This window comes from Xanthomonas dyei (genome assembly GCF_002939865.1).
In the GTDB taxonomy this organism is placed as follows: Bacteria; Pseudomonadota; Gammaproteobacteria; order Xanthomonadales; family Xanthomonadaceae; genus Xanthomonas; species Xanthomonas dyei.
Genome location: NZ_MDEE01000052.1, coordinates 1 through 26,465 on the forward strand (window position 1 = coordinate 1; position 26,465 = coordinate 26,465).

The 26,465-nt window shown below is 65.3% G+C and carries 10 protein-coding genes; 8 read left to right on the forward strand and 2 right to left on the reverse strand.

Going from position 1 to position 26,465, the window contains the following annotated elements:
- Window positions 1-445: 445 nt before the first annotated feature.
- Entirely contained in the window at window positions 446-1,612 is a 1,167-nt protein-coding gene (locus XdyCFBP7245_RS21115) for a DUF5694 domain-containing protein (RefSeq protein WP_386261816.1), read from the reverse strand.
- A gap of 312 nt (window positions 1,613-1,924) precedes the next feature.
- Window positions 1,925-3,484, reverse strand: coding sequence for a S53 family peptidase (locus tag XdyCFBP7245_RS21120; protein WP_104617358.1), 1,560 nt, complete (start codon window positions 3,482-3,484; stop codon window positions 1,925-1,927).
- Between the two features lie 441 nt (window positions 3,485-3,925).
- Between XdyCFBP7245_RS21120 and XdyCFBP7245_RS21125 the strand changes: the two genes are divergently transcribed.
- The 8 genes from XdyCFBP7245_RS21125 (at window position 3,926) to XdyCFBP7245_RS21165 (ending at window position 26,247) form a co-directional block, all read left to right on the forward strand.
- Window positions 3,926-6,283 carry a glucosidase family protein gene (locus tag XdyCFBP7245_RS21125; protein WP_104617359.1) on the forward strand — a complete coding sequence of 786 codons (2,358 nt, stop codon included), beginning with the start codon at window positions 3,926-3,928 and terminating at the stop codon, window positions 6,281-6,283.
- Between the two features lie 604 nt (window positions 6,284-6,887).
- Window positions 6,888-9,638: a TonB-dependent receptor domain-containing protein gene (locus XdyCFBP7245_RS21130; protein WP_372365815.1), complete on the forward strand. Its 2,751-nt coding sequence runs from the start codon at window positions 6,888-6,890 to the stop codon at window positions 9,636-9,638.
- Window positions 9,639-9,990: 352 nt separating this feature from the next.
- Window positions 9,991-14,331 carry an Ig-like domain-containing protein gene (locus XdyCFBP7245_RS21140; protein WP_244907881.1) on the forward strand — a complete coding sequence of 1,447 codons (4,341 nt, stop codon included), beginning with the start codon at window positions 9,991-9,993 and terminating at the stop codon, window positions 14,329-14,331.
- On the forward strand, window positions 14,328-15,914 hold the full coding sequence (locus tag XdyCFBP7245_RS21145) for a family 43 glycosylhydrolase (protein ID WP_104617363.1): 1,587 nt from the start codon (window positions 14,328-14,330) through the stop codon (window positions 15,912-15,914). Before XdyCFBP7245_RS21140 ends, XdyCFBP7245_RS21145 begins: the two co-directional genes overlap by 4 nt.
- Before the next feature lie 19 nt (window positions 15,915-15,933).
- Window positions 15,934-18,372: a S9 family peptidase gene (locus XdyCFBP7245_RS21150; RefSeq protein WP_372469535.1), complete on the forward strand. Its 2,439-nt coding sequence runs from the start codon at window positions 15,934-15,936 to the stop codon at window positions 18,370-18,372.
- 99 nt (window positions 18,373-18,471) lie between these two features.
- The gene (locus tag XdyCFBP7245_RS21155; RefSeq protein WP_170068737.1) at window positions 18,472-20,226 is read left to right on the forward strand and encodes a DUF6055 domain-containing protein; all 1,755 of its coding nucleotides are present in this window, start codon (window positions 18,472-18,474) and stop codon (window positions 20,224-20,226) included.
- A 590-nt stretch (window positions 20,227-20,816) separates the two neighbouring features.
- Window positions 20,817-23,711 (forward strand): TonB-dependent receptor domain-containing protein, encoded by a 2,895-nt coding sequence (locus XdyCFBP7245_RS21160; RefSeq protein ID WP_104617364.1) that lies wholly within the window; start codon window positions 20,817-20,819, stop codon window positions 23,709-23,711.
- Window positions 23,712-23,871: 160 nt separating this feature from the next.
- Window positions 23,872-26,247 (forward strand): glycoside hydrolase family 127 protein, encoded by a 2,376-nt coding sequence (locus XdyCFBP7245_RS21165; RefSeq protein ID WP_104617365.1) that lies wholly within the window; start codon window positions 23,872-23,874, stop codon window positions 26,245-26,247.
- Window positions 26,248-26,465: the final 218 nt, after the last annotated feature.

A 26,465-nucleotide genomic window follows, 5' to 3' on the forward strand; every position in this document is an offset into this window, starting at 1 on the left:
CTCTGACGGCAGCCCACGCCGGCTCTCGACACCTAAACTGCCAGATTCCGAACAGATAAGGCTCTTACGCGGCATCCATGCCGCGTAAGGTCCCGCGACGGTGGGCGGGCAAGGACCAATCAAGAGTGTCGGTGTGCATGGTGCAAGCAATGCATGACGTCCGCGTTCGGATAACGGCGCGTTTTGTCATCCTTCCAACGCAAGCAGATCAACGGCCACGTTTGTAAGAAAGCAACCTGTTAACTCTGCTTGCAAGAAAGCAACCGATTCACTCTCTGGTGCGGTGTTCTCACCGATTGCGGGACCGTGTGGCGGCATGGATGCCACCACCGAGCCCCAGGGACGGGTTCACGGCGTGTCCCGCAATCGGTGAGGGCGCCGCGCCCTCGACTGACTAGGCTCCTGACCTGGAGCGTCATGCTGAAGTGGTTGTACTCACTGCTCGTCACCGCCCGTCAGTGCCCAACACCTGCGCTGCATCGACGATCTCCACGCCCTGTAGCTGTCCCAGGAAATGATCGAACCAGGGCTTGTGCGTGGCGCCCACCACCGCCAGCACACGTGCACCGGGTTGGTCGGCAAAGCTGGCACGCACATTGGACACCATGCGCAGGTTGCGGATTTCCCAGCCGGACACGTAGCGATAGCCGTAGTGTTGCGGCGACTTCTCGCTCAACGCCGCGCGGAAGTCCACCTCGATCGACAGCTGCTGGTTGGCCGGCAGGTTGATCGCGCGGTATAGCTCCAACAGCTTGCCTTGCTGCGCCAGCTGTTTTTTCTGCGCGAGCATCGTGCTGGCGCGCGGCGCGGCTTTTTCCCAGGCCCCTTGGACGGCAGTGCCGTAAGCCGCCGGGTCGTCCACCTGCACGTTGTCGCCGGTGTGATCGTCGACCGGGTAGACCCGTTGCAGTCCCAGCCGTACCGCCAGCGGCACGGAGATCTGGCTACTCTCGTCCTGGCGCTGTTCCGCAGCGCGCAGCCGCGCGACGAGCGCTGTATCCAACCCATCGCCAGCGCGTTGCTCTGCCTGCGCAAGCTGCAGCCACTGCACCAGTGCAGACGACGGATCGCCCGAGGCCAGAAACACTGCAGCCAGCTGCCGGCGCTGCGCCGGCGTCGGCGCGCTGGGCCAGCTCTTGAGTGTTGCACGCACCTTGCCGATGGCGGCCGGCACATCCAGGCCGGTCGCACGTGCTGCGTCGTCGACCTTGGGACAATAGGCCGCACTGTCTTCCGGCAGATAGACCGTGGGGTGCCGGCGCATCAGATCGCAGGTTTCGCCCGACAGATCCTCCGTCGTGATGATGGTCGGCTTATAGGCCGCCAACCGATCCAGCAATGGTTGCAGCCGCGCTGCACTGATGTCGCTGCCCTCGGGCAACTGCGACAGATGCACGCTGCCAAGCACCAGCACCTGGGTGCGTGGCGCGGCCATGTCCGCATCCAGGTGCGCCAGGTCCACGTGTGCCTGCGCGATGCCCGGTGCGATGAGCGTCAGCAATACGAGGCACAGCCGGCGGGGGTGCAGCAGTGCGGTCAAGACGGGTGTTGCGGTGGAACGCGACGCTGCTGCGTCGACGCCGTTCGAGGTGCAAGGTGCTGGGGGCTGCATGACGGTCCTTGTGGCATAACCGCATCCGCGCTGCCGCAGGCGCACCCTGCGGCAGTGGACGTGCCGCGAGTGTGGCCGATGCGGCGGGCATCGAGCCCGGCCGGAAAGTCATGCAGCCAAATGGCAGGGGCGGCAGCGCGATGCCGTGCAGCGCGCTGGCCTGGTGCGGCAGTATCGACCACGGCGCGCGGCAAGCGTCACGCGCGCAGCGCCGGTATTCGCCTCAGGCACGCTTGGCCCCAGCGGCGAGCACCACGCGTGCACCGCGCTCCCGTAGCCGCCAGGCCGCCACGACAACTGCGCGTAGAGCGCTCAGTCCGGCCGCAGCAAGGCCGTCAATCGCGCGCCGTCGGGCACGCCCAATCCGGTATTGGCATCCCAACCGGTGGAAGCGCGAAATGCCCCGTTGTCGCCAGCGACGATGTCGCGAAAGGCATCGGGTTGGCCGTACAGGCGCGGCACCACAAATCGCGGTTGCATGCGGTTTGCGCCATAGATGCGCGCCAGCAACGCCGCCCATAGCGGTACGGCCGCACTGGTGCCGCCCATCACTGCCGGTTGCCCGTTGATGTGCAGGTAGTAACCGGTCTGCGCATCGGCATTGGCGGACACGTCCGGTACGCCGCGCATCTGCAGTGGTTGCGGCCGATGGTGTTCATCGGTCAACACAAGATCCTGCTGCCAGGCCGGGCGTGCAAAGACCTCGCTCTGGCCGCCGCCGCCGTTGGACCATCCTTGTTCGTCCACGCTGTCGGCGCTGACATGCAGCCGCGTACCGCCGCAGGCCAGTACGAACGGGCTGGACGCGGGAAAGCACACATTCAAGCCGGGCTGGCCGTCGCTGGCGCCATCGTCGCCGGCCGCAATGCAGACGGTGACGCCCAGCAAGGCGGCCGCCCGAAACGCGCAGTCGTAAGCCTGGCGCGACTGCGGCGTCCACTGCGCTTCGGTGAAGCCCCAGCTGATGCCGATCACGCCAGGCGCATGTTCGGCGTCGTGGATGGCGGCATTGATCGCCTCGAGAAAGTCGTTGTCGGTATTGGGTGCGAAATACATCACCACCTTGGCGCCCGGTGCGATCGCGCCAGCGATCTGGATGTCCATCTGCGCTTCGATATCGGCATTTTCGGTGCCGGCACTGACGACGTTCTGCGCACCTGGCAACAGCACGTCCACCAGGGTGGGCATGGGTAGACGCAACTGCGCAAAGTAGTTTTCCATCTGCGCGCGTGCGTAGCCGCCGCCCAGCACGATGATGCCGATGCACTGACCGTGCCCGTCGTGCTCGGGGAAGCCGTACAGCTGCGCCAGCTGCGGCGGGGTGTAGTGCATGACGGGCGCCTGGCCTTCGGCAGCGGGCGGTGCGGGCATGGGGGCTGGAGAGGGTGTCGGGGTGGCGGGCAAGGTCTGCGCCTGTGGGCGCGCGTCCAGCCCCAATACCGCGGTGACAATGCCGGCGAGCGCCTGCGGGATGGACACCGGGCCGGTGCGTCCGCGATACCGCGACGCGCCGCGCACGTACTCGCGCAGGCTCACCTGAAACGCCGCCTCGCACTGCTGCACGGTGCCTTCCAATATCACGTTGCCGCTGTCTGCGTGCGCGCGCTCTACCGTCAGCCCGTAGCGGGTGGCGAACTGCGCAACTGCCTGCAGATCTGCCTGGCTGGCAGCGAAGCGCGCACTGAATTGCTCGCGCGAAAATGGCACCGGCAAGGTGTTGGCCTGTAGCTGCAGCAAGACCTGAGCGGCGGCGTCGAGTGCGGGCATGCGCACGGCGAGCAGCACGCGTAGCCGCTCGTCCACCGCCGGCAGCCCTGTCTCGCGAGTGGATGGCGCGGTAGGGCGTTCGCTGCCGGGGAGAATGGTATGCATCGGGTGTGGAGAGCTCCATCAAGGGGGGCGATTGCCGGTAGCGCGTGATGCACATCGCCGGTGGAAGGACTGCAGCGCGACAAACGGTGGTTGCAGCCATCAGCGCGCTCCATTGAAACGCACCGCGCGTTTGCGCAGACCGTTGCTGGCGCGCACGATCGATCGCGATGCGAAGCAAGACCAACGCAGCGGCTGTGCGGCGTGAGACATGCCGCTGAGGACGAAGCAGCGCGGGCGGAGCAGCGTTGTCCACTGCGCGCCTGAGATCCTGCGACAGGCGCCAGCGTTGTCTGCGTGCCGCAAGGTTGCGGCAGGCACCACCGCACACGCGCCAGCGAATCGGTCTGTATGCAGATTTCCGCATTCGCGTCGGACCACTGCCACAAGACGTGGCGGGTGCATGCGCGCAGGATGCGGTTACGACCACCCAAGGGCACGACGATGGACCGGAGAACCTTTCTGCGGCAAGGCATGGCAGCGACCGCGGCCGTGGGGGCCGGCGCTGCGCTGGCAGGTCACGCGGTGTCGACCAGCGCGGCCGCGCCGCCTGCAGCATTACGGCCGCGCCTGGAAGCATTGCCTTCAGCCGCGCAGTTGGGCAGCAAGCTGTGCAGTTTTGAGCACCTGCAGCAACAGTGGACTGTCTACGAGCAGCTCGACGACCCGCAGGGCCAGCTCACGCTGTGGACCGATAGCGGCATGCTGCGCCTGGACAAACGCACCGAGGCTGCCTACCCGGCGGCAGGAGCGCCGTACTTCGGCATGCCGCTGGCGCAGGTCGCCATGGCCGACGCCGACCTGCTTGCCGATCGCTTGCTGCGTGAGGGCGACCCGGACGAGGCGCAGGTACGCGATGTCGCACCACCGCCGGCGTCCTTGCTGGACCCCAAGGACAATGGTGGGCGCTGGCCGTGGACCACGTTCGTCGGCACGCGCGAAGCATTGGACACCATGCCGATCCTGCCCAACGGCCGCAGCCGCACCTCGCGTCCGGAACATGCCTTCACCGAATTGGGCGAGGAGGCGCTGATCAAGCGACGCGAAGAAGGCATGCTCGGTGGCTGGATGCCGGCGGTGCGCAAGGTGATGCGCCGCGAGGGCGAGTCCGACGCCTGGTACGACGTGCTGGTATTCGCCGATGTGCGTGCGCCCGACCGCTTTGTGGTACAGACTTGGCACCGCACCATGCAGGTCCGTGGCGGGCAGATCGTGGCGGTGCACTACACGCACAGTTATCCCGCGTTCGGCACGCTGCGCACGCCGGCCACCGCGGAGCAGTTTTATGCGGCGCTGATCGATTTCGCAGCGTACTGGCAACAGGCATTGGACGGCACGGTGCAGGCGCAACTGCCCGATGCCAGCTGGAATGACATGGCGCAATTCGCGTTCGCGCGCGAGCTGGTGGTGCGGCCCGGTGGCGATTACCCCAAGTACGGCGTGGTGGAGCGCGACTATTACGGTAACGAGTACGACGGCTTTCAGGACACCTTTACCAGCGCGTTCTACGCCAATCTGGAATGGGGCCGCTTTGCCCAGGCTGCTGCGGTGCTGGACAACTACTTCGATGCGTTCGTGCAGGACGATGGCCTGCCGAACATGCGTGGGCCGGAGGTGGGGCAGTTCGGTCTGACCTTGTCGTTGCTGGCGCGCTATCTGCGCTACACCGGCGATGCACCGCGCCTGCGCCGATTGCTGCCCAAGATTGCGGCCACCGCGCAGCTGTTGTGCGCGTTGCACGATCAGGCATTGGCATTGCCGCGCAATGCGTCCGGGCACGGCCTGCTGCATGGCTGGAACGAATCGGATGCGTGCCTGTTTCCCGATCCATCGCTGTGGTGGAAGCCGTATTACGCCAACAGCGCGCTGACCGTTCGCGGGTGGGAGGACCTCGCGCAGGTCTGGAGCACGCTCGGTGGCGATGCGGCACAGGCAAGCCAATGGCAGCGCCGCGCGAAGCAGTTGCGCACACGGCTGGAAGCCAGCCTGCGTGCCAATGTGCGCCGCGATCTGTCGCCGCCGTATGTCGGCCCGCTGCCGGGTACCACGCTGACCTTTCGGCAATCGCTGCTGCAGGAAAAACCCAGCGAGCAGCAGTGGCCGCATCGCGCCTATGCCGAGTTGCTGCAGGCCGATGTGTTGCCGGACGAGCTTGCCCATCTGGTGATCGACTGCCTGCGCGGCCACGGCGGCACCAGCATCGGCGTGGTGGCCAATATCGCGCCACCGGAGCCGGGCAGCCGCGATCTGCTGGGGTTTATTTCCTACGGGTATGCGCAACAGCTGCTGCGGCTGGACCGCATCGAAGAGTATCTGTTGTTCGTCTACGCGCACCGCTATCAGGTGCACACGCGTGGCAGCTGGACGGCGGGCGAAGTCAGCGGCATCACCGGCGGCATGCCGTTGTTCTGCATGCCGGCGCAGATGACCATCCCGCTGTTGTTGCGCTGGATGCTGGTCAGCGACGACAGCGCGGGCGAACAGTTATTTCTGGCGCGTGCAGTGCCGCGTGCATGGCTGGCCAGTGGCGAGGCGGTCGGTATTGCCGCAGCACCGACACGTTGGGGCACGGTCACGTTGACCTTGCGGACCGACACCGCTGCACGCCGTATCGATGCACAGGTACAACTGCCCGAGCGCGCTCCCAAGCGCACCTGGTTGACGCTGCGAGCGCCAGTCGGCACGCGACTGCAACGCGTGCTGGTCGATGGGCGAGCGGCGCGTCTGCAAGGCCCGCATGCGGATCGGGTGGCGGTGTCGCAAAGCGCTGCAGCGGTGCAGGTGCAGGCCTGGTACGTGTGATGCACGTCGCTGCACTGCCGCCATCCACTCGCGGCGCGATATGAGCCCGGCGATCGACATCGATCGCCGTCTACTGCACTAGCGGTAACAAGGTTACTTTTCAGTGTGTCTGCAGTGGTCTTGCCATCGCGCTGGCCGTGAAGCGCGCAATCCCGCAACTGCGTTGCCATCAGCGGCGTGCATGCGATCCGGCATGTACCAGGTGGACGCGATCACCGCTTGCCAAGTGCGACTGTGCTTTATGTCGACATTATGGCAAAAGCACGTGAATTTCCGCACGAGTGCCGGATAAATTCGTCAAGACGCCAGTGCGGCATTGTCGCAAGCTTTTTTCGCGTGGCCTGCTCTGTATGGGTCGCGTGCTCTCGGGGGGAGGGCAGCCTCGTCGTCGTTCTGTCTTGCCGGTTGCCGCGTCATGCGGCAGCCCACTGGTGCCATTTTTGTCGTGATCCATCTCTCATCTTGCGCTGCCGCAGCGCGGCGTGGCCGTGCGCGCAGGTTTGCTGTTTTCCCCTCGAAAGTACAAGGAAATCCGATGTCGCCAAGCCGCTTCGCTGTGTTGTCGCAGTGCCGTGTTTCCCGGCGTCGCCCGCTGATCGATGCGATCGTGCTGGTCTTGTCCATTGCCAGCGCGCCGACGTTCGCGCAGCAAATCGGCCAGGCCGACGACGATGCCACCCAGACACTGGACCGCGTCAACGTTACCGGCACCCATCTGCGTCGCGTGGATGCCGAAACCGCCAGCCCGGTCATCGTGGTCGACCGTCAGCGCATCGAAGACAGCGGGCAAAGCACGCTGGGCCAGTTGTTGCAGCAGCTCCCGGCGATGTCCGGGTTCATGCCCGGCCCGGCGCTCAACTCCGGCTTCAGCCATGGCCGCGCGCTGGTATCGCTGCGCAACCTTGGACCGGAACGGACCCTGGTGCTGGTCAACGGTCACCGCATGGCCGGGCCGGCCAGCAGCGTTGCGTCGGCACCCGGCGTTGATGTCAATGCGATCCCGGTGGCGATGGTGGAGCGGGTGGAAGTGCTCACCGACGGTGCCTCTTCGGTGTATGGCTCCGATGCGATCGGCGGGGTGGTCAACATCATCCTCAAGGACAAGTACGATGGCTTTGCCGCCACGGTCGATTACGCCCAGAGTACGCACGGCGATGCCAATAGCCGCACGCTGGGCCTGGAGTGGGGCAAAACCTGGGACCGCGGCGGGGTGATCGTGGGGCTGTCGCGCAATTCGATGAACCCGGTGTTCAACAGCGACCGCCGCTATGCCGCCAAGGCGGTGGAATTCTTGAATGGGCAGGTCAGCGAGATCCGCGGCGGCAATACCCGCGCCTTTCTCAACGATGGGCGTCGCGTGACGCCGGTCGACGGGGTGCCGCCCGGGCCGGTCGGCGAAGATGCGTTTCGCCCGTACGATCCGGCCACCGACAGCTACAACGCCTACGACGGCCAGTATCTGATCACGCCGATCAAGCGCACCAACGCGTCCTTGCACGGCAGCTTCGACATCACCCCGGACATCCAGGCCTATACCGACGTGTTCTGGACCCGCAGCGAGACGACCTCGCAACTGCCCGCATACGGCATGGAGATGCAGGGCGCGGCCGACAACTACTACAACCCGTTCGGCGATCAGCTGGACCGTTATCTGCTGCGCTCCACCCAGGCCAATACGCGCGTCTATACCGCGACGATGTTCCAGACCAACATCGTGGCCGGCTTGCGCGGGCGCGTGCAAGGCACCAGTTGGCAGTGGGATGCGGCGGCAGGCTACGCACGCTACAAGGACACCCTGGTGCGCACTGGCTTCTCCATCACCTCGGCATTGAACAACGCCACCGGCGCCTCGTTCCTGGACAGCGACGGGGTGGTCAAGTGCGGCGCGCCCGGTGCCGTGATCGCCGGCTGTACGCCGATCAATATCTTCAACCCCACCGATCCGGCCACCATTGCCGCGCTACGCGGCACCCAGCGGCCGGTGGATCTGATCGACGAGAGCCAGATGCGTTTTGTCGATATCAGCGCCAACGGCGATCTGTTCAAACTCCCGGCCGGTGCGGTGCAGGCAGCGGTGGGTCTGGTCTATCGCACCAACAAATTCGCACAGGGCACCACCAGCGAGGTGGCCGCCGCCGATGCCGACGGCAACTGCGATTACAACGACGGCTGCATCCTCCGGCAGGGCCGCGACGAATCGGTGCGCGAGGCCTATGCCGAGTTGTTGGTGCCGCTACTGAAAGACGTGCCGTTTGCCAGCAGCCTGAATCTCAATCTGGGCTCGCGCTATTCCAAATACGACGCCTGGGGCAACACGACCAACAGCAAGGTCGCCATCGAATGGCGGCCGATCGCCAATTTGCTGGTGCGCGCCACCGGCTCGCAGGTGTTTCGCGCTCCCGCGCTGGGCGATCTGTATGGCTCGCCCTACACCGCGGTGATCGACACCACCGGCGATTTCGAGGACCCATGCAATGGCTATGCCGGCGCCGCGCCGAATCCGGCCTGCGCCAATGTGCCCAACGATGGCAGCTTCACCAATACCGCGCAGTTCAACGTGGTGACCTCCGGCGCCAACAATGTCGGCTTCCAGCTCAAGCCCGAGCGTGGCCGCTCCTACAACGTCGGGGTGGTGTACGACCCCGACCAGGTGCGCGGCCTGTCGCTCAACGTGGACAGCTGGCGCGTGGTGCTGGAGGACATGCTGACCGGCGTTGACCTGCAGCAAGTGGTCAACGATTGCTTCCAGGGACGCGAGGCCGCGTTCTGCCCGCTGATCCAGCGCGACGCGACCGGGCAGTTGACGCGCGTGTCGGTGCCGTTCGCCTATAACAGCGGCAAGGTCGATATCCGTGGCTACGATGCCGGCATCCACTACACGCTGGCCGACACCGCGTGGGGGAGTTTTGCTGCCGGGCTGGATGCGACGTTCTTCTCCGATTATCGCTTCGCTGGAGAAACGCATAACTACGTCGGCGAAAATTCCGGCTGGGGCAATATGCCGCGCTGGCGCGCGGTGGCCAATCTGGCCTGGGACAAGGGCCCATGGCATGCGAGCTGGAACACCCGTTACCTGGGCCGCACCGTCAACGGCAGCCAGTACGACAATTTCTGCGCCGACACCAATGCCGACGGCAGCTGCCGCTATTTCCCGATCGGCTCGGTGGTCTATCACGATGCGTCGCTGAGCCGGAAGCTGGAAGCTCTGCACAGCACGCTGGCCATCGGGGTGGACAACCTCGGCAATCGCGCACCGCCCCGGTTCTATAGCTACTCCAACGCCGCCAATACCGATGCCACCACCTACGACACCTTGGGGCGCTCGTTCTGGGCGCGGCTGCGGACGGAGTTTTGAGCTGGATGGGAGGTGTCTCCACAACGCGGCGAATCGCGCGCCGTGCCACTGTTGCGCGCCATGCGCGGCGCATGCAGCAGCCGGGCGGTATTCGCTTGTCCATGCCGTGCTTCGCATGCGGCCAGCGTGGGGATGCGCGTGACTTTATGCTGGGCCGTTGTCGCCGGGTCGGGCTGAGCATTGCGTGTTTACGACCAGACGACGGCATGTTGCAGCAGACGTTTGCTGCCGCGGCGTCGCGTGTCGCGCAACTGTTCCAATGACAGGCCAAGCCGATACACAGCACCTTCTACAGAGCCATTGCATGCGCACGTCCCGAGTGTTGATGTCGCGGTGTCGCAAGGGGCGTGGCATGCGTGCGGGTTTGGCAGGCTTGCTCTGGGCCGGCTCGCTGGTCGGGATGCCGGTGGCGTTCGCCAAACCGGCACCACACGCGCCCGTGGCGCGCGCCAATGCGCAAATCGGCGATCCGCGTTTTCATGGGCTGGCGCATCCGCTGCCCGACAGCGGCGTGGCCTTTGCACCCGATGGGCAGCTGGCGCGGATTTATGCTGCCGATCGCGCGCGCGGTGCAGGGCAGGTTGCGGGCAACGATTTCTGGATCGATCGCATGCTGGTGCGCGAAGGCACCGGTGGCGGCTTCGATGACGAGAACGACTGGCTGTTCACGCGTGGGCGCGCGGCGTTTCTGGCCACGCATCACCCCGAAATTCCCGGCTTCGTCGGCCAGGTGGCGTACTGGCATACCACCGATTACGACGCGCTGTTGCGCATCCTTTCCACGCAAGGCGAGCGCGCGGTGCAGTGGACCGAGCGCTCGCAACAGCGTCGCCAGACGCCCAGCTATTTCAGTACCGTGTTCGAGGATACAAATGCGGGCGTGCGGATGCGCCTGGTCAAGTACATCACCGAGCAGAATGTGGCGGTGGCCAGCATCGTGCTGTCCAGCCTGGACGGTGCGGCGCATACGTTGTCGGTGCAGGCGCTGTCGCCGTTGGCGCAGCATGCCGATGGCAATGCGTTGACCGGCGCCTTCGAAGCCTACAACGCGATCACGACAGTGTTTCCACGCTTGTCCGGCGATGGCTTTCGGGTGGACGGCAACCAGCTGGTACGCGAGGTGGCGGTGCCGGCCAGCGGCGAGACACCGGCGCTGAAACTACAACTGGGTCTGCTCACGCACGAGCTGCCGCAGGCGCAGGCCGAGTACGCCCGCATCGCCGCGCAGTTGCCGCAACAGGCCTACCAGGAGCACGTCGCCAGCTACAACCGCTGGTGGGTGGATAACGTGCCGTATCTGGATACGCCGGATGAGAACATAACCAAGAGCCTGTTCTATCGCTGGTGGACGCTGCGCTTCAATTTTCTCGACGCCAACGTGCCGGGCAACGATTACCAGTTTCCGGTCGCCATCGAGGGCGTGCTGGGCTACAACAACGCCATCGTGCTGACCACCGGCATGTTCCTGGACGATCTGAAATACCTGCGCGACCCGAGCTATGCGTACGGCAGCTGGCTCAGCGCAGGCGAGACCGCGGGCGGCGGCAAGTACACCGACAATCCCGGCTCGCCGGAAAACTGGTCCAACTCGTACGCGCAATACATCACCGCCGCCGCATGGCGCTCGATGCAGCTGCATGGCGGCCCGCCGGCACTGGCCGCAAAACTGGCCCGTTACGGCAGTGGCGACGTGGACGGCGTGCTGGCTGCCTACGATCTCAACCACAACGGCCTGATCGAATACGACTGGGCGGCGATGACCGGCAACGACGCCGATGCGGTGTCGTTCGACTGGGCGGCCAAGCACGGCGAAATCCGCATGGATCGCACCGAGAGCGCTTACGTCTATGCCAACGCGCAAGCCGCGTCGCAGGCGGCGCAACTGGCTGGCGACAGCGCAACCGCGCAGCGCATGCAGGCCACCGCACAGCGCATTCGCAAGGCGGTGCTGGAGGTGTTGTGGCAGGACCACAGCGACAGCGCCGATTCGGTGGGCCTGCACGGCGAACTGCTCAAACATCGCCAGGCCAAGGGACCGCGCCTGCCGGTGGACTGGAAGGAAACCAACAACTACTACCCCTTCAGCGTGGGGCTGATGCCCAAGCAGGGCGACGCCGATCACGACCCCAAATATGCGCGCGCCTTGCGCTTGCTTGCCGATGCAGCGCAGTACCCGCTGTTTCCGTTCTACACCGCCAATCAGGTCGATCTGCAGGCGCGCAGCAGTGGCGCCGATGCGGGCAGCAATAATTTCTCCACCATCAACGCGACGGTTGCATTCCGTCTGCTCGGCGAGGCGCTGCGCGATTACCCCAGCCCGTTTCTGAGCGCGCAGAGCTACCGCACGCTGCTGTACTGGAATGCATGGGCGCCTTACATCAATGGCGATAACCGTTACCCGGATCAGAACGAATTCTGGGCCAAGGGCAGCGCCAGCGATGGCGGCAAGATCGCGTACCGCTCGTGGATTCATCACACCCAGCTAGGGGCGACCAATTTCACCATGATCGAAGATGCGATGGGCCTGCGTCCGCGCAACGACGACAAGATCGAGCTGTATCCCATCGACATCGGGTGGGACCATTTTGCCGCCGACAATCTGCGCTACCGCGATCGCAATCTGAGCATCGTCTGGGACCGCGATGGGCGCCATTACGCGGGCAGGGCACCGCAGGGCTACAGCGTCTATCTGGATGGCACGCTGGCGTTTCGCGTGGACCGGCTTGCGCATGTGATCTATGACCCGGCCAGCGGGCAGGTGAGCGCGGCGCCGGATGCGGTCAATGGCAACGGCGCGGCGCAGGTGCTGGAGGCGCACCCGGCGCACCTGGCATCGATGGCGCAGGTGCCGATCGCTGCGGATGCGCGCATCGCCGAACTGCTGAGCAAGGCCGGCGTGGATGTGACGCTGCCGGCCACTGCCAGCCACAACCTGGCACAAGCCGCACAGGTCACCGCCAGTTTTGCCGCGCCAGGCTTTGCCGCTACTGCGGCGGTGGACGGCAGCACCGCGAGCACGCCGTTCTGGGGCACTGCCTGCTCGCCGTCTGCCAGCGACTGGATCGCCCTGGATCTGGGCCGGCCCCGGCAAGTCGATCAGGTGGTGCTGTATTTCTATCGCAGCTCCTCGCCTGGCGGCCAGCAGCATGGCTTTGCGTCCGGCACCTATCCCGGCTACGCCGCGCCATGGATCTACGTCGTGCAGTACCAGGAGGGTGCCGGCAACTGGAAGACCATTCCAGGGCAGGTGCGCGATGCGGCGATCGCCGTAGGCAACCGCAACCGGGTGCGCTTTCCGGCGCTGCGTACGCGTGCGCTGCGCGTGCTGGTGACCCATGCCGGCAGCGCACGCACCGGCATCAAGGAACTGCAGGTGTTCGACAGCGGCCTGGCTGCGCCTGCGTTCGCCGGCAACGCGCCGCCGCAGGTGCAGGCGTGGCAGCTGGACGATGCCGGTGCGGGTGCCGACGGCACGGTAAGGGTGAATGGCAGGGTGGGCGACGACGGTTTGCCCAACGCAGCGTTGCAGGTGCGCTGGCAGATGCTGCAAGGCCCGGACGGGGGCGATGCGGTATTCGCCGATGCTGCCGCGCTGCAGACCGCGGTGCGCTTTACGCGCCCGGGTGCTTACACGGTGCGGTTGGCGGCCAACGACGGCGCGCTGGAAGGTCATGCCGATGTGCAGCTGCTTGCGGCCGCCGTGCCGGTGCTGCAGCGCGTGCCATTGCACGAACTGGCCACGGTCAGCGCGCAGCTCACCGGCGCGCAGTACCGGGTGCAGGCGCTCAACGACGGCGTCATTCCCGCAGCGGGCAGCAGGCCGAAGGGCAGCCGACGCTGGGGCAGTTACGGCAGCGAACAACCGGCCACGCTCTGGCTGCAGTACCAGTGGCCGCGGCCGGTGCGCTTGTCGTCCAGCACGCTCTACTTCTGGAACGACCAGCCGCGTGGCGGGGTGGCCGCGCCTGCCAGCTGGACGTTGCAGGCACTGCAGGACGGCCGCTGGCAGGACATCGTCGCCGACGGCGGCTACCCGATTGCCGCCGCTGCGATTGGCGCGGCCAGCACGGCCAGCTTTGCACCGGTGGTCACCACCGCGGTGCGTGCGGTGCTCAGCACCCAGCCTGGCGCCGACGGGCGCATGCCTATCGGTGTGGACGAATGGCAGGTGCACGCCGAGTTGCCCACGCGCGTGGAGGCGATCGATCTGCGCACCGCACCCGGCCAGCTGCCGGTGTTGCCGCAGCAGGTCGACGCCTTCTTCGCCGATGGCAGCGTGCTGCCGGTGGCGGTGCAATGGCCGGATCTGCCGCTGCAGCGGCTGGGCAGCGAAGGTGCGGTGGAGCTGCAGGGGCTGGTGGAGGGCGTGCTTCCGATCAAGGCTACGGTCTGGGTACGCGCCACGCCGCCAGCGCAGATCAACACCGTGCAGGCCTTGCCCGAGGTGAGCGCCGTGGTGGGGCGGGCGCCCACGCTGCCGAGTTTTGTGAGCGTGCAATACAACGACGGCTCGCGCGAGCGCTTGCCGGTGCAATGGCCGGCGCTGGCGCTGGCGCGTTACGCGCAACCCGGGCAGATCGGCCTGACCGGCACCGCGCAGGGGCGTGCGCCCACCGGGGTGGTGTCGGTTCCCCTCAGCGTGCAGATCAAGGCGGCCAGGGTGCCGGCCCAGCGCCAGGGATCGACCCCATGACCGGCAGCCTCGCGCGAACCTTGGCATTGGCCGGCGCGTTGTCGCTGGCTGCCGTTGCCGCCTGCGCCGCCGTACCACCGCAGGGCGTGCAGCTGCATGCACCGGGCAACCCGATCCTGGCCGACGGCAGTACCTATTCGGCCGACCCGGCGCCGCTGGTGGCCGACGGCAAGCTGTACATCCTGGCCGGGCGCGACACCGCGCCGCCCAACCGCAACGAGTTCGTCATGCCGGGCTGGCAGATGTTCGTCAGCAGCGACCCGGCCAGCGGGCAGTGGACGCATTACCGCGACCTGCTACGCCCGCAACAGGTGTTCGCCTGGGCCGATGCGCGCTACGCCTATGCCGCGCAGATCGTGCAGGGGCCCGATGGTCGCTATTACCTGTATGCGCCGGTACAGCAGCGCAACGCGCCCAATCCGGATCCGTTCGCGATCGGCGTGGCAGTTGCCGACAGTCCGCTCGGTCCGTGGACCGATGCCCATCCACAAGGGCCGGTGGTGTCGCAGTCGGTGCCCAACCGCAACGCCATCCAGAACATCGACCCCACCGTGCTGGTCGACGACGATGGCCGGGCGTATCTGTACTGGGGCACCTTCGGCGCGCTGTTCGGGGTGGAGCTGGAGCGCGACATGGTGACCTTCAAGGGCACACCGGTGGCGGTGGAGACGCTCGACGGTTATTTCGAAGCGCCGTGGCTGTTCAAGCGCAACGGCACCTACTACCTGGCGTATGCGGCCAACAATGCCGGCCGCGATTCGGCATGTACGCCCACGCTGTATCACGCGTGCATCGCCTATGCGAGCGCGCCGACGCCGCTGGGGCCGTGGACCTCTCGCGGCATCGTGCTGCGGCCGGTGTCCTCGACCACCTCGCATCCGGGCATCGTCTCCTTCAAGGGGCAGTGGTATCTGGTCTATCACACCGCCGATGCGCGCGGCGGCGGGCATTTCCGTCGCAGCGTGGCGATCGATCGGCTGCAGTGGGACGACAGCACCCAGCCGGCCAGCATCCGCACCGTCGTCCCCACCCGGCGCCCGCAACCGGCGCTGCCGCCACAGCGCAATCAGGCGCCGTCCGCCGTGGCCACCGCGTCCAACGGGCCGCAGATTCCGCTGCAGTACTGGATGGCCGCACTCAACGATGGTGTGGTCAAGGCCAATCCGCTGCCGCCGGAAATGTGGGGCAGCTGGACGCCAGACAATCCGCCGCAGCAATGGATTCAATACAGCTGGGCGCAGCCGATCACCCTGGACCGTACCCGCGTGGTGTTCTGGGCCGATCAGCCGCCCGGCGCGCAGATCGGTGTGGCGCCGCCGGCGCGTTGGCATCTGGAATACCGCCAGGGCGCGCAATGGCATCCGGTGCAGCCGCGCGATCGTTACGGCACCCGCACCGATCGCTACGAGGCGGTGTCGTTTGCAGCGGTCACCACGCGCTGCGTGCGTCTGGTGATGGAGGCCTCCGGTAAACCTGCCAGTTACGCCGCGCTGGCCGTGCAGGAGTGGGAGATGCTGGCACCGCAGCCGCAACGTCTGCCGGCCGCCAGCGACGCCGATAGCAGCCGCTGCGATGCGCCGTGAGCGTAACGACCCAACCACAATGAGGCTTGCAGTGCGCATGATCCCTAGGCTGTTTTTCCGTTGCCGCGCGCTGTTGCGGTGTGTTGCCAGATGGCCGTTGCAGTTGGCGTTGACGGCTGCAGCCGTCATGCCGGCTGCGGCTGCCGTGCCTGCATCTGCAGCGACGCCTGCCGCCGCAGCGACATCGACAGCGGTGCCGACATCCGCGTCCGCAGCGGCCCCCACTGCAGCGGATTACACGCGTGCGCTCGGCCTGTCGCAGCACTACGCGTCGCTGGTCGAGCACGAGCCCAGCATGCCGACCTGGGTCGATGCCGGGCACTTCCTGTATCGACGCGGCGTTGCCCGCAACGGTCAGCCGCCGGCCATCGAATACCGCATGGTGGATGCCGCCAGCGGCCGCAACACGCTGGCCTTCGACCATGCACGCCTGGCGGTGGCATTGACCCAGGCCGGCGCGCAGAAGGTGGATGCGGCAGCGCTGGCGCTGCAGGCGCCGACCCTGCAGCAGGACCGTTTGACGTTCCAGCTCGCCGGCGTCGGCTGGCAATGCACGCTGGCGCGGTATTCCTGCGCGCATCTGCACGACCGCGATGCGCAGCCGGAATCGATGGACATGCGGCTCCCGCTCGTGCAGGGCGAGCGCAACGCCAAGCTCTCGCCGGATGGGCGCTGGCGCGCCTGGGTGGAGCAGGCCAATGTGGTGATCGCGCCTGCGAGCGGCGGTGAGCGCAGCGTGCTCAGTCGCGATGGCGGTGCCGACGATTACTACGCGCTGGACAGCCTGGTGTGGTCGCCGGATTCGCAGCATCTGGCCGCGTATCGGGTCAAGGCACCGCCACCGCGCATCGTTTATTACATCGAATCGGCACCCGCCGACCGCGTGCAGCCCAAACTGCACCAGCAGGTCTATCCCAAGCCGGGCGATGTGTTGCCGGTGATGCAGCCGGTGCTGTTCGACCTCGCCGCGCGCACCGCGCAGCCGGTGGCGATGACCTTGCTGCCCAATGCGTTCACCTTGAGCGAGATGGTGTGGTGGAAGGACAGCCGCGGTTTCACCTTCGAGTACAACGCACGCGGGCATCAGCTGTATCGCGTCATCGAGGTGGATGCACGCAGCGCCGCTGCGCGCACGCTGATCGAAGAAACTTCGCCCACCTTCATCGAATACTCCGAGCTCAGCGGCGAGCACGAAGACGGCGGCAAGCACGCGCGCCGCGATCTAGCCGATGGCGCGCAGATCGTGTGGGCCTCCGAGCGCGATGGCTGGGAGCATCTGTATCTCTACGATGGCCGCACCGGCGCGGTGATCCGTCAGCTCACCCGGGGTGACTGGGTAGTGCGCAAGCTCGATCGCATCGACGAGGCAGCGGGGCAGCTGTATTTCAGCGCCTCCGGCATGCAGCCTGGTGAAGACCCTTATTACCGCCACGCCTATCGCATCGGCATCGATGGCAGCGGCCTGACTGCGCTGACGCCGCAGCAGGCCGATCATGCCGTGCAGTATTCGCCGGACGGGAAGTGGTTGCTGGATCTGTACTCGCGCGTGGATCTGGGCCCGGTGCTGGAGCTGCGGCGCAGCACCGACGGCAGCGTGGCACGCACCATCGAGTGCACCGATCTGAGCCGCCTGCAGGCGGCCGGCTGGCAGGCACCGTTGCCGTTCCATACGCCAGGGCGCGATGGCAAGACCGAGATCTGGGGCGTGATCCATCGCCCGCAGCAGTTGGATCCGCAGCAGCGCTACCGCGTTGTCGAAGACATCTATGCCGGTCCGCAAGGGTCCTTCGTGCCGAAGACCTTCAGCCCATCCATTCCCTCGCTGACCGCGCTGGGCTTTGCGGTAGCGCAGATCGACGGCATGGGCACCAACAATCGCGCGCGCGCCTTCCACGACGTGGCCTGGCGCAACCTCAAGGATGCCGGTCTGCCGGATCGCATCGCCTGGCACACCGCCGTGGCCGCGCAGTACCCGTGGTACGACATCCGCGGTGGCGTCGGCATCTACGGCACCTCGGCCGGTGGTCAGAACGCGTTGGGCGCGTTGTTGTTCCATCCCGAGTTCTATGTGGCGGGCGTGGCCAATTCCGGCTGCCACGACAACCGCATGGACAAGATCTGGTGGAACGAGCAATGGATGGGCTGGCCGGTGGGGCCGTGGTACGCCGAATCGTCCAACGTGGAAAACGCCGCGCGTCTGCAAGGGCATCTGCTGCTGGTCACCGGCGACATGGATAGGAATGTCGATCCCGCCAGCACCTTCCAGGTGGCCGACCGCCTGATCAAGGCCGGCAAGGATTTCGATCTGCTGGTGGTGCCGGGCGGCGACCACGGCGCCGGTGGCAGTTACGGCCGTCGTCGGCTGCTGGATTTTTTCGTGCGCTGGATGCAGCAGGCACCAACGCCGGAGTGGAATCGCGCATCGTCCAGCGCACCGGTGGCGCCGCCACCCGTGTGATTGCACGCGCATGCCGCGGTCTGCGGGATCGTGTGCATGCGTCGAGCACACCTGTTACCTCAAAGCCCGCCATTCCGGCGTGGCTTGTTGGAGAATGTCATGCAACATCGAACACGCGTCATCGCCAACGCGATCCTGGCAACCGCCTTATCGGCAACGCTACCTGGCATCGCCGTTGCGGCGGAAACAGTGGGGTGTCAATCGCGTTCCAGCGATGCGCCGTGGGGTGCCGCCCAGCCGTTGCGCACCTGGACGCCGAGCGGCGGTTCGGCCGCATTGAACGCGGTTGGCGCTGCCGAGGGGCCGCCGTTCCAGGCCAGGTTGGTCACTGCGTTCGGCGAGGATTCGGCGGTGTCGGTGCGATCGGTTGTACTGGAATATCCCGATGGTTGCCGACGGCGTTATCAGCTGCCTTCTTTCGCAGCGTCGGACCGGCAGTACGTCGCCACCGTTGCCAAGGCGCATCCGGCGCGGGTGGATCGGCGCACGTATCTGACCGAGGCCGAGCCGGACACGATGACCGCCGCGATGCTGGCCAATGGATCCGCGAAAAAATACGAGACCCAGCATTTCGCCTTCTGGTACGGGGTGAATACGGCTGGGGAGAGTTATCGCGATGTGGCCAAGCGCGGCGTTGCGTGGACGACCTTCGTTACCCAGAGCGCCGCCTGGTTCGAAAAGGTCTGGCAGATGAATGCCAACCTGCTCGGTGCACCGATGCCCTATGCCGACGCAACGACGCCCAAACGCATCAATGTCTACCTGTGCGGCACCGGGCTGCCCTATGTGCAGGGTGGCGATCTCACAGAGTGCGGCGCCAGTGGCGGGCAGGCGGTCGGCATCTCGTCCTGGGCGCTTGGGTACGGCTCGCATTCGGTGGCGCATGAGTTCGTGCACACCTTGCAGTACTACAGCGGTGGTTACCGCAATCTGCAGGCCGCCGGCTGGTTCTGGGAAACCCACGTCAACTGGAGCGCGTTCCAGACCGGGCGGATGGACGATTCTACGGTGGCGTACTACCAGTCGAATCTTGAGAACGGGCCGCTGTTTCCGGAGAACCGCTATGGCGCACATCCGTTGTTGATGTTTCTGGCCGAAACCGATGCAACCCGTTCGCTGGTCTGGGACATCTGGCTGAAAAATCAGCGTAATGCCGCTGGCGATACCGTGGAGATGCCGATGCAGACCGTAGTCCGCCTTGGTCAGCAACAGGGCGTGTTTCCACAGGGTTTTCGTTCGTTTGCCGATTCCATCGGGCGCTACGGTGCGCGGCTTGCCGCATTCGACTTCCTCAGCCAGAAGGCCTTGCTCGACATCAGCAAGGACCGCGCCGCCGCCAAACGCTATGTGCCGTTAAAGGCATTGGCCACGCGCGGCCGGTATGCCTCCTCGCCGGAGCGGCCGTTGAACATCTATGGCACCCAAATCATTCCGCTGACACCGCAGACCGGAGCAACAACAATCAGCGTGAGCTTGCAGGGGAAGACCGTGGCCGACCAGGCGGCGTGGCGTTTTACCCTGGTCAGTGTGGATGCGCAGTCCCGCCCGACCTATGCAGCACTGGCGGCAGTGGAGGCGACGGCAAGCAGCACAGTGAGCTTGGCGCTGCCGGCGGGCGCCAAACAGACTTATCTGGTCGTCACGGTCACGCCGTATCGCTACAGCATCGTGCCGACCATCGTCGAACAGTTGGCAGGCAAGAAGCCGGTGCAGTTTCCGTACGAAGTCAGCATCGCCGGCGCTACGCCGCTGTCGGGTTCGGCCAGCACCTGCTCGGCCTATACAGGAACCGATGGGCTGGATCAGAACTGGAACACCAATGGCCATCGTACCGATGAGACGGCATGCAGATGAGGCGCTGATGTTGCAGCGATAAGCGTCCCCGACGGCAGGTCCACGCTCTGGACCTGCGGTCGGCGTATGCCAACACCAACTGTCGCCAGTGCGCGTCAGCGGGGTGCGGGCGGCACTGCGAAGCCGCCCTGGACGCGTGGTATGCAGCACTGCGCATCGTCGCATTGGTCTGGCGGACGTAGGCGTTGTGGTGGTCGCTCTCGATGTGCGGCAGGCGACACCAGCATGCCGAGGTGGCACAGCGCTGCGTGCACGCACACCGGTGCGCATGGCAACCATGCTGTTTTCCGCATGCACGGTCGACAAATGCGACAAGACGTGGCGCCTGCGCACAGGCACATTGTGACCAGCTGATGAAACTGGAGCGCATGGGCGACTCCATGAACGAATCAACCTCTATCGGATGCCACGCGTGGTTGCGCGATCGAGCCTGATCGCGCGCGTTGAGGGATGTCTGCGTCTGCGGTAAAGCCATGGCGAAGAATTTCGTCGCGGTCACTGTCTTCCAACTGTTCTGACCCGCACTGGCGCATGCCGGTACGGGCGTGTGTTGCCCGTCGTTTAGCCGCTTTTCGAATCAGGAGCCTTGCATGTCGATGTCGTCGCTGCCCATTCCTCGTCGCACCGTGACCAGGCCGGGTCCGCTGCCCAGCATGCTCGCCTCCGCGCTGGTGCTGGCGCTTGCTTCAGGCGCGGCGGTTCCTGCGCGTGCGCAACAGGCCGGCAATGGCGACGCGACGCAGACGCTGGACAGCGTGGTCGTCACCGGCTCGCGCCTGCGCCGTGTGGACACAGAAACCGCAAACCCGGTGGTGACGGTGAGCCAGGAACAGATCGCCGCAATCGGCAAGGCCACAGTGGGCGATCTGCTGCAGGAACTGCCATCGATCGCCGGCAACGCCACCAACCCGTACACCAATAACGGCGGCGGTACCGGTGCCTCGGCGATTTCGCTACGCGGCCTGGGCGACAAGCGCACCTTGGTGTTGGTCAACGGTATCCGGCTTGCGTACAACGACGTCAACGCCATTCCGACCAGCATGATCGAGCGCATCGAGGTGCTCAGCGATGGCGCCTCGGCGGTGTACGGGTCCGACGCCATCGGTGGCGTGGTCAACTTCATCCTGCGCACGCACTTCGACGGTGTGCAGTTCAGCAGCGACTTCGGTACCAGCAGCGAGCGCGATGGCAACCGGCGCAACTTCGCACTCACCGCCGGCAAGACCTGGGAGCGCGGCAGCCTGATCGGCGGGCTGTCGTACCACAACATCGACCCGGTCTCGGCCGGTGCGCGCGACTACTCCAAGGACGCGCTGGCACTGACCGATGGCGAGCCGGTGAAGCAGGGGTCTTCTGCCACACCCACCGGCACGGTCAACTTCAACGATGGCTCGGATCAGTCCAACCAGCTTCGGCAGGCCAATGGCTGCGCGCGGGTCACGCTCAATGGCGGCGTCAGCGGTCGCGCCGGTCCAGGCGATTTCCACTGCTATAACCCCAGTGCCGATTCCTACAACTATCAGCCGTTCAATTTGTTGCAGACCCCGCAAAAGCGCACCAATGCCTTCCTGCTAGGCACATTTCGCTTCAGCGACCGCGTCGAGGGGTACGTCAACACCTGGTTCAGTAAAACCGAATCGGCCTCGATCATTGCGCCGATTCCGATCTTCTCCAACGGCGACAACATCCTGGTGTCGTCGCAGAGTTACTACAACCCGTTCGGCGTCAACTTCGGTACCGATCGCACCACCGGTACCTCGTACAACGACCTCAATACCCGCGCCACGGTGCTGGGCAACCGCAGTTATCAATACAACACCTACAACTTCCAGATCAGCCCCGGCTTGCGTGGCCGCTTCGGCGACAGCTCCTGGCAGTGGGATGCAAACTTCAACTACGGCAAGGTCAAGCAGAAGTCGATCAACAATGGCTTTCTGGACTATGCCGCGTTCAATCAAGCCATCGGGCCGTCGTTTCTGGACAGCGACGGCGCAGTCAAATGCGGCAGTGCAGGCGCGGCGATCGCTGGCTGCACACCGCTGAATTTCTTCAACCTCAACGACAGCTCCAACCTGGCCACGTTGCAGGGCATGGTGGTCAACCCGATCGTGACCAGCGTCTACACGGTCAAACAATTCGAAGCCAATGCCAACGGCACGCTGTTCGACCTACCGGCCGGCGCGGCCAGCCTGGCGGCCGGCCTTTCGTATCGCAAGGAGCGCTCCACGACGGCATCGGACGCGCTGTGGACCGGCGACGAAAACGGGTTGTGCGGAGTGATCGAATACTGTTCGTCCACATTGAGCGGCAGCTTCGACGTCAAGGAAGCCTATGCCGAAGCGTTGTTCCCGCTACTCAAGGATCTGCCCGGCATCAACGCGCTCAATATCACCCTGGGCACGCGGTTTTCCGATTACAGCTCGGTGGGCAGCAAGACCAATAGCAAGGTGTCGCTGGAGTATCGGCCGATCGAAAATCTGCTGGTACGCGGCACCGTCTCGCAGGTGTTTCGCGCGCCCAACATCAACGAGCTGTATGCCGGCGTGGCAGGCGATGCGGCTACCGTCAACGACCCCTGCAACGGCTACACCGGCGGCAATACCGTGGCTTGTGCCAATGTGCCCACCGACGGCAGCTACCAGCAATCGGACGGGCAGGTGTCGGGCAAGGTATCCGGTGCGGCAGTCGCCGGCTATCAACTCAAGCCGGAAACCGGCAAGTCGTACGACGTGGGCCTGGTTTACGACCCGCAGTGGATCGATGGCCTGTCGATCAGCGCCGACTGGTGGCGTATCGATCTGGAAGACACCATCACCACTGTCTCCGCGCAAACGGTGCTCAACCAGTGCTACGCCAACTCGGCAAGCGCGTTCTGCGCGTTGATCCATCGCAACGGCAACGGCACCATCAATTACATCGCCGAGCCCACCGTCAACCTCGGCAAGCTGTGGGCCAAGGGCATGGACTTCAATCTGACCTATCGGCTGCCATCCACGCCGTGGGGCAACCTCACCGCCGGCCTCAACGGCACCTATCTCACCCGCTACGACGTGCTGCCCGATACCACCGACCCCAGCTCGGTCACCATCCATAATGTGGGCCGCTACACCCAGGCATACGGCAATTTCCCACGCTGGCGCGCGCTGGGCACGGTGAGTTGGGCGTTGGACGACTGGAGCGCTACCTGGCGCATCCGCTATGTCGGCAACACCGCCATCGGTAATTCGGATCCGGACCAGAGCCTGTCTGCCGATTCCAGCCAGCCGACGGTGGTGCGCAACATCGGCGCCTACGTCTACAACAACCTGCAGCTCGGCTACAACGTGCAGCCCTGGCATACGCGCTTTGAAGTGGGCGTGGACAATATCGCCAACAAACAGCCGCCGCTGTATTACTCCAACAATGTCGGCAACGCCAATACCGATGTGGCCACCTACGATCTGCTTGGCCGGTTCTACTGGGCGCGCGCGACGGTGAAATTTTGAGTGAGGCCCTATCGACTGCGCTGTCTGATCGCACTGCCGCTGCCCGATCCGATCGGGCAGCGGCAGACCATGTGGCGGAGGCGCTCTATATCGTGATTGGCGGCCTGGCCTGTAACGGCGCGCGCAGTCTGCAAACAGCGGCAGGAGCTAAGCTGACCTCATGACCGAGCCATCCAACACCGAGCGCACCACTGAGCATGCGTTGACCCTGTCGCGGCGGCGTTTTCTGGCCTGGAGCAGCCTGGCAGTGGCGGCGGGCTTTCTGCGCTTCCCCGCCGACGCCAGCGCCGCGCAGCCGGGAAGCATGCGCGCGGTGCCGCTTGCTCAGGTCCGCCTGACGCCATCGCTGTTTCTGGATGCGCTCAACACCAATCGCCGCTATCTGATGCGGCTGCAGCCGGACCGGCTGTTGCACAACTTCGTGCTGTACGCCGGCTTCGACCCCAAGGCGCCGGCCTACGGCGGTTGGGAAGCGGACACCATCGCCGGCCATACGCTCGGCCACTATCTCAGCGCGTTGGCATTGATGCATGCGCAAACCGGCGATGCGCAATGCGCCACGCGCGCGGCGTATCTGGTGAGCGAACTGGCGCGTTGCCAGGCGCATGCAGGCGATGGCTATGTGGCCGGCTTCACCCGCAAGAACGCGGCAGGGCAGATCGAAAGCGGGCGCGCGGTCTTCGATGAGCTCAAGCGCGGCAAGATCGACCCTGCACCGTTTTATCTCAATGGCAGTTGGGCGCCGCTGTACACCTGGCACAAGCTGTTCGCCGGCCTGCTCGATGTGCATGCGCATTGCGGCAATGCACAGGCGCTGCAGGTGGCGGTGGGGCTGGCCGGTTACCTGCAAGGCATCTTCGCAGCGTTGGACGATGCGCAGCTGCAGAAAGTGTTGTCCTGCGAATTCGGCGGCCTCAACGAATCGTTCGTCGAGTTGCATGTGCAAACCGGCGATGCGCAGTGGCTGGCACTGGCGCAGCGGCTGCATCATCACGCCGTGCTCGACCCGCTGGTCGCCCAGCGCGACGAACTGGTCCACCAGCACTCCAATACCAATATCCCCAAGCTGATCGGCCTTGCCCGCGAGTACGAAGTCACCGGCGACGCCGCCTCCGGCGCGGCGGCGCGTTTCTTCTGGCACACGGTCACCGACCACCACACCTACGTGATCGGTGGCAACGGCGACCGCGAATACTTCCAGCAGCCGGACAGCATCTCCAAGTTCCTCACCGAGCAGACCTGCGAGCACTGCGCCAGCTACAACATGCTCAAGCTCACCCGGCATCTATATCAATGGGGGCCGCAGGCGGCGTATTTCGATTACTACGAGCGCACGCTGCTCAACCACGTGATGGCGCAACAACACCCGCGCACCGGCATGTTCACCTACATGACACCGCTGCTGGCCGGCGAAGCGCGTGGTTGGTCCACACCGTTCGACGATTTCTGGTGTTGCGTCGGCAGCGGCATGGAGGCGCACGCGCAGTTTGGCGACTCGATTTACTGGGAAGACGGGCAGGGCGTCTACGTCAATCTGTATGTGCCCTCCAGCGTGCGCGATGCAGCGGGCTTCGCACTGAGCTTGCGCAGCACGCTTCCCGAGCAAGGCCAGGTAACACTGCGCATCGACGCCGCGCCGGCAGGCACACGCACGCTCGCCTTGCGCGTGCCCGGTTGGGCCGGCACGCACACGCTGCAGGTCAACGGCCAGCTGCAGACACTGCAGCCAGTGGAGGGCTATCTGCGTATCGAACGGCTGTGGACCGCCGGCGACAGCGTGTCCCTGCAGCTGGAGATGCCCCTGCGCCTGGAACCCACACCCGACGACCCGGCATGGGTCGCCGTCATGCGCGGCCCGCTGGTGTTGGCCGCCGACCTCGGCGATGCCGCAACACCATGGAACAACAAAACGCCGGCGCTGGTCGGTGGCGATGACGTCCTGCAACGTCTGCAGCCGCTGCCGGCTCATGGCCACTACGCCTATGCCGATGGCGCCCAGCAATGGCGTTTTTCCCCGTTCTACGCCCAGTTCGATCGCCGCAGCGCCGTCTACCTGGAACATCGCGATACCGCTGCCTGGCAACAACGCCAGGCCGAGCAGACGGCAGCGGACGCAACACAACGCGCACTCGACGCGCGCGCACTGGATCGTGTCGCCCTGGGCGACGACGCATCGGAAAAGGCACACGCGCTCAGCAGCGACAGCTCCTACGCCCTCAGCTACCGCCGCCGCGCCGGCCGCGACGCCCGCACCGGCGGCTTCATCGCCTTCACCCTGCGCAACACCGCCCAGGCCCGCATCCTGCGCCTACGCTACTGGGGCGACGAAACCCGCCGCCGCTTCCGCATCCTTGCCGACGGCGAACTCATCGCCAACGAACGCCTGGACGGCAATCGCGGCCTGGACTTCATCGACGTGGACTACGCCTTGCCCATCGCAGTGGCCGGCCGCGCCACCCTACAGATCCGCATCGAACCGGAAACCGGCTACTCGGCAGGCCCGGCGTTCGGGTGTTGGGTGTTGGAGTCGGCGTGAGCGTGAAAACCCTACCGCGCGCATTACTGATGTAAGCATCAGTGATGCGCTCTTTATTGGGTGGCAGGCCAAACAGCAGACTGCAAAGCGTGAGCGTAAGCGCGAATGCAACAAGAGCATCCAAACTCTGAGGTTTCCCCACATTTTTTTCTGCGAGATCAAGTGCTTGCTGGGCCAGGGTGTGGAAGAAGGTGCGCGCATGGTGCACGCTTCAAGGT

What these genes read in the sequence shown, in the direction of transcription:
- XdyCFBP7245_RS21115 (WP_386261816.1), bottom strand. Translation starts at nt 1,612, where the DNA reads ATGCAGCCCCCAGCACCTTGCACCTCGAACGGCGTCGACGCAGCAGCG.
- XdyCFBP7245_RS21120 (WP_104617358.1), bottom strand. Translation starts at nt 3,484, where the DNA reads ATGCATACCATTCTCCCCGGCAGCGAACGCCCTACCGCGCCATCCACT.
- XdyCFBP7245_RS21125 (WP_104617359.1), top strand. Translation starts at nt 3,926, where the DNA reads ATGGACCGGAGAACCTTTCTGCGGCAAGGCATGGCAGCGACCGCGGCC.
- XdyCFBP7245_RS21140 (WP_244907881.1), top strand. Translation starts at nt 9,991, where the DNA reads ATGCGTGCGGGTTTGGCAGGCTTGCTCTGGGCCGGCTCGCTGGTCGGG.
- XdyCFBP7245_RS21145 (WP_104617363.1), top strand. Translation starts at nt 14,328, where the DNA reads ATGACCGGCAGCCTCGCGCGAACCTTGGCATTGGCCGGCGCGTTGTCG.
- XdyCFBP7245_RS21150 (WP_372469535.1), top strand. Translation starts at nt 15,934, where the DNA reads ATGAGGCTTGCAGTGCGCATGATCCCTAGGCTGTTTTTCCGTTGCCGC.
- XdyCFBP7245_RS21155 (WP_170068737.1), top strand. Translation starts at nt 18,472, where the DNA reads ATGCAACATCGAACACGCGTCATCGCCAACGCGATCCTGGCAACCGCC.
- XdyCFBP7245_RS21160 (WP_104617364.1), top strand. Translation starts at nt 20,817, where the DNA reads ATGTCGATGTCGTCGCTGCCCATTCCTCGTCGCACCGTGACCAGGCCG.
- XdyCFBP7245_RS21165 (WP_104617365.1), top strand. Translation starts at nt 23,872, where the DNA reads ATGACCGAGCCATCCAACACCGAGCGCACCACTGAGCATGCGTTGACC.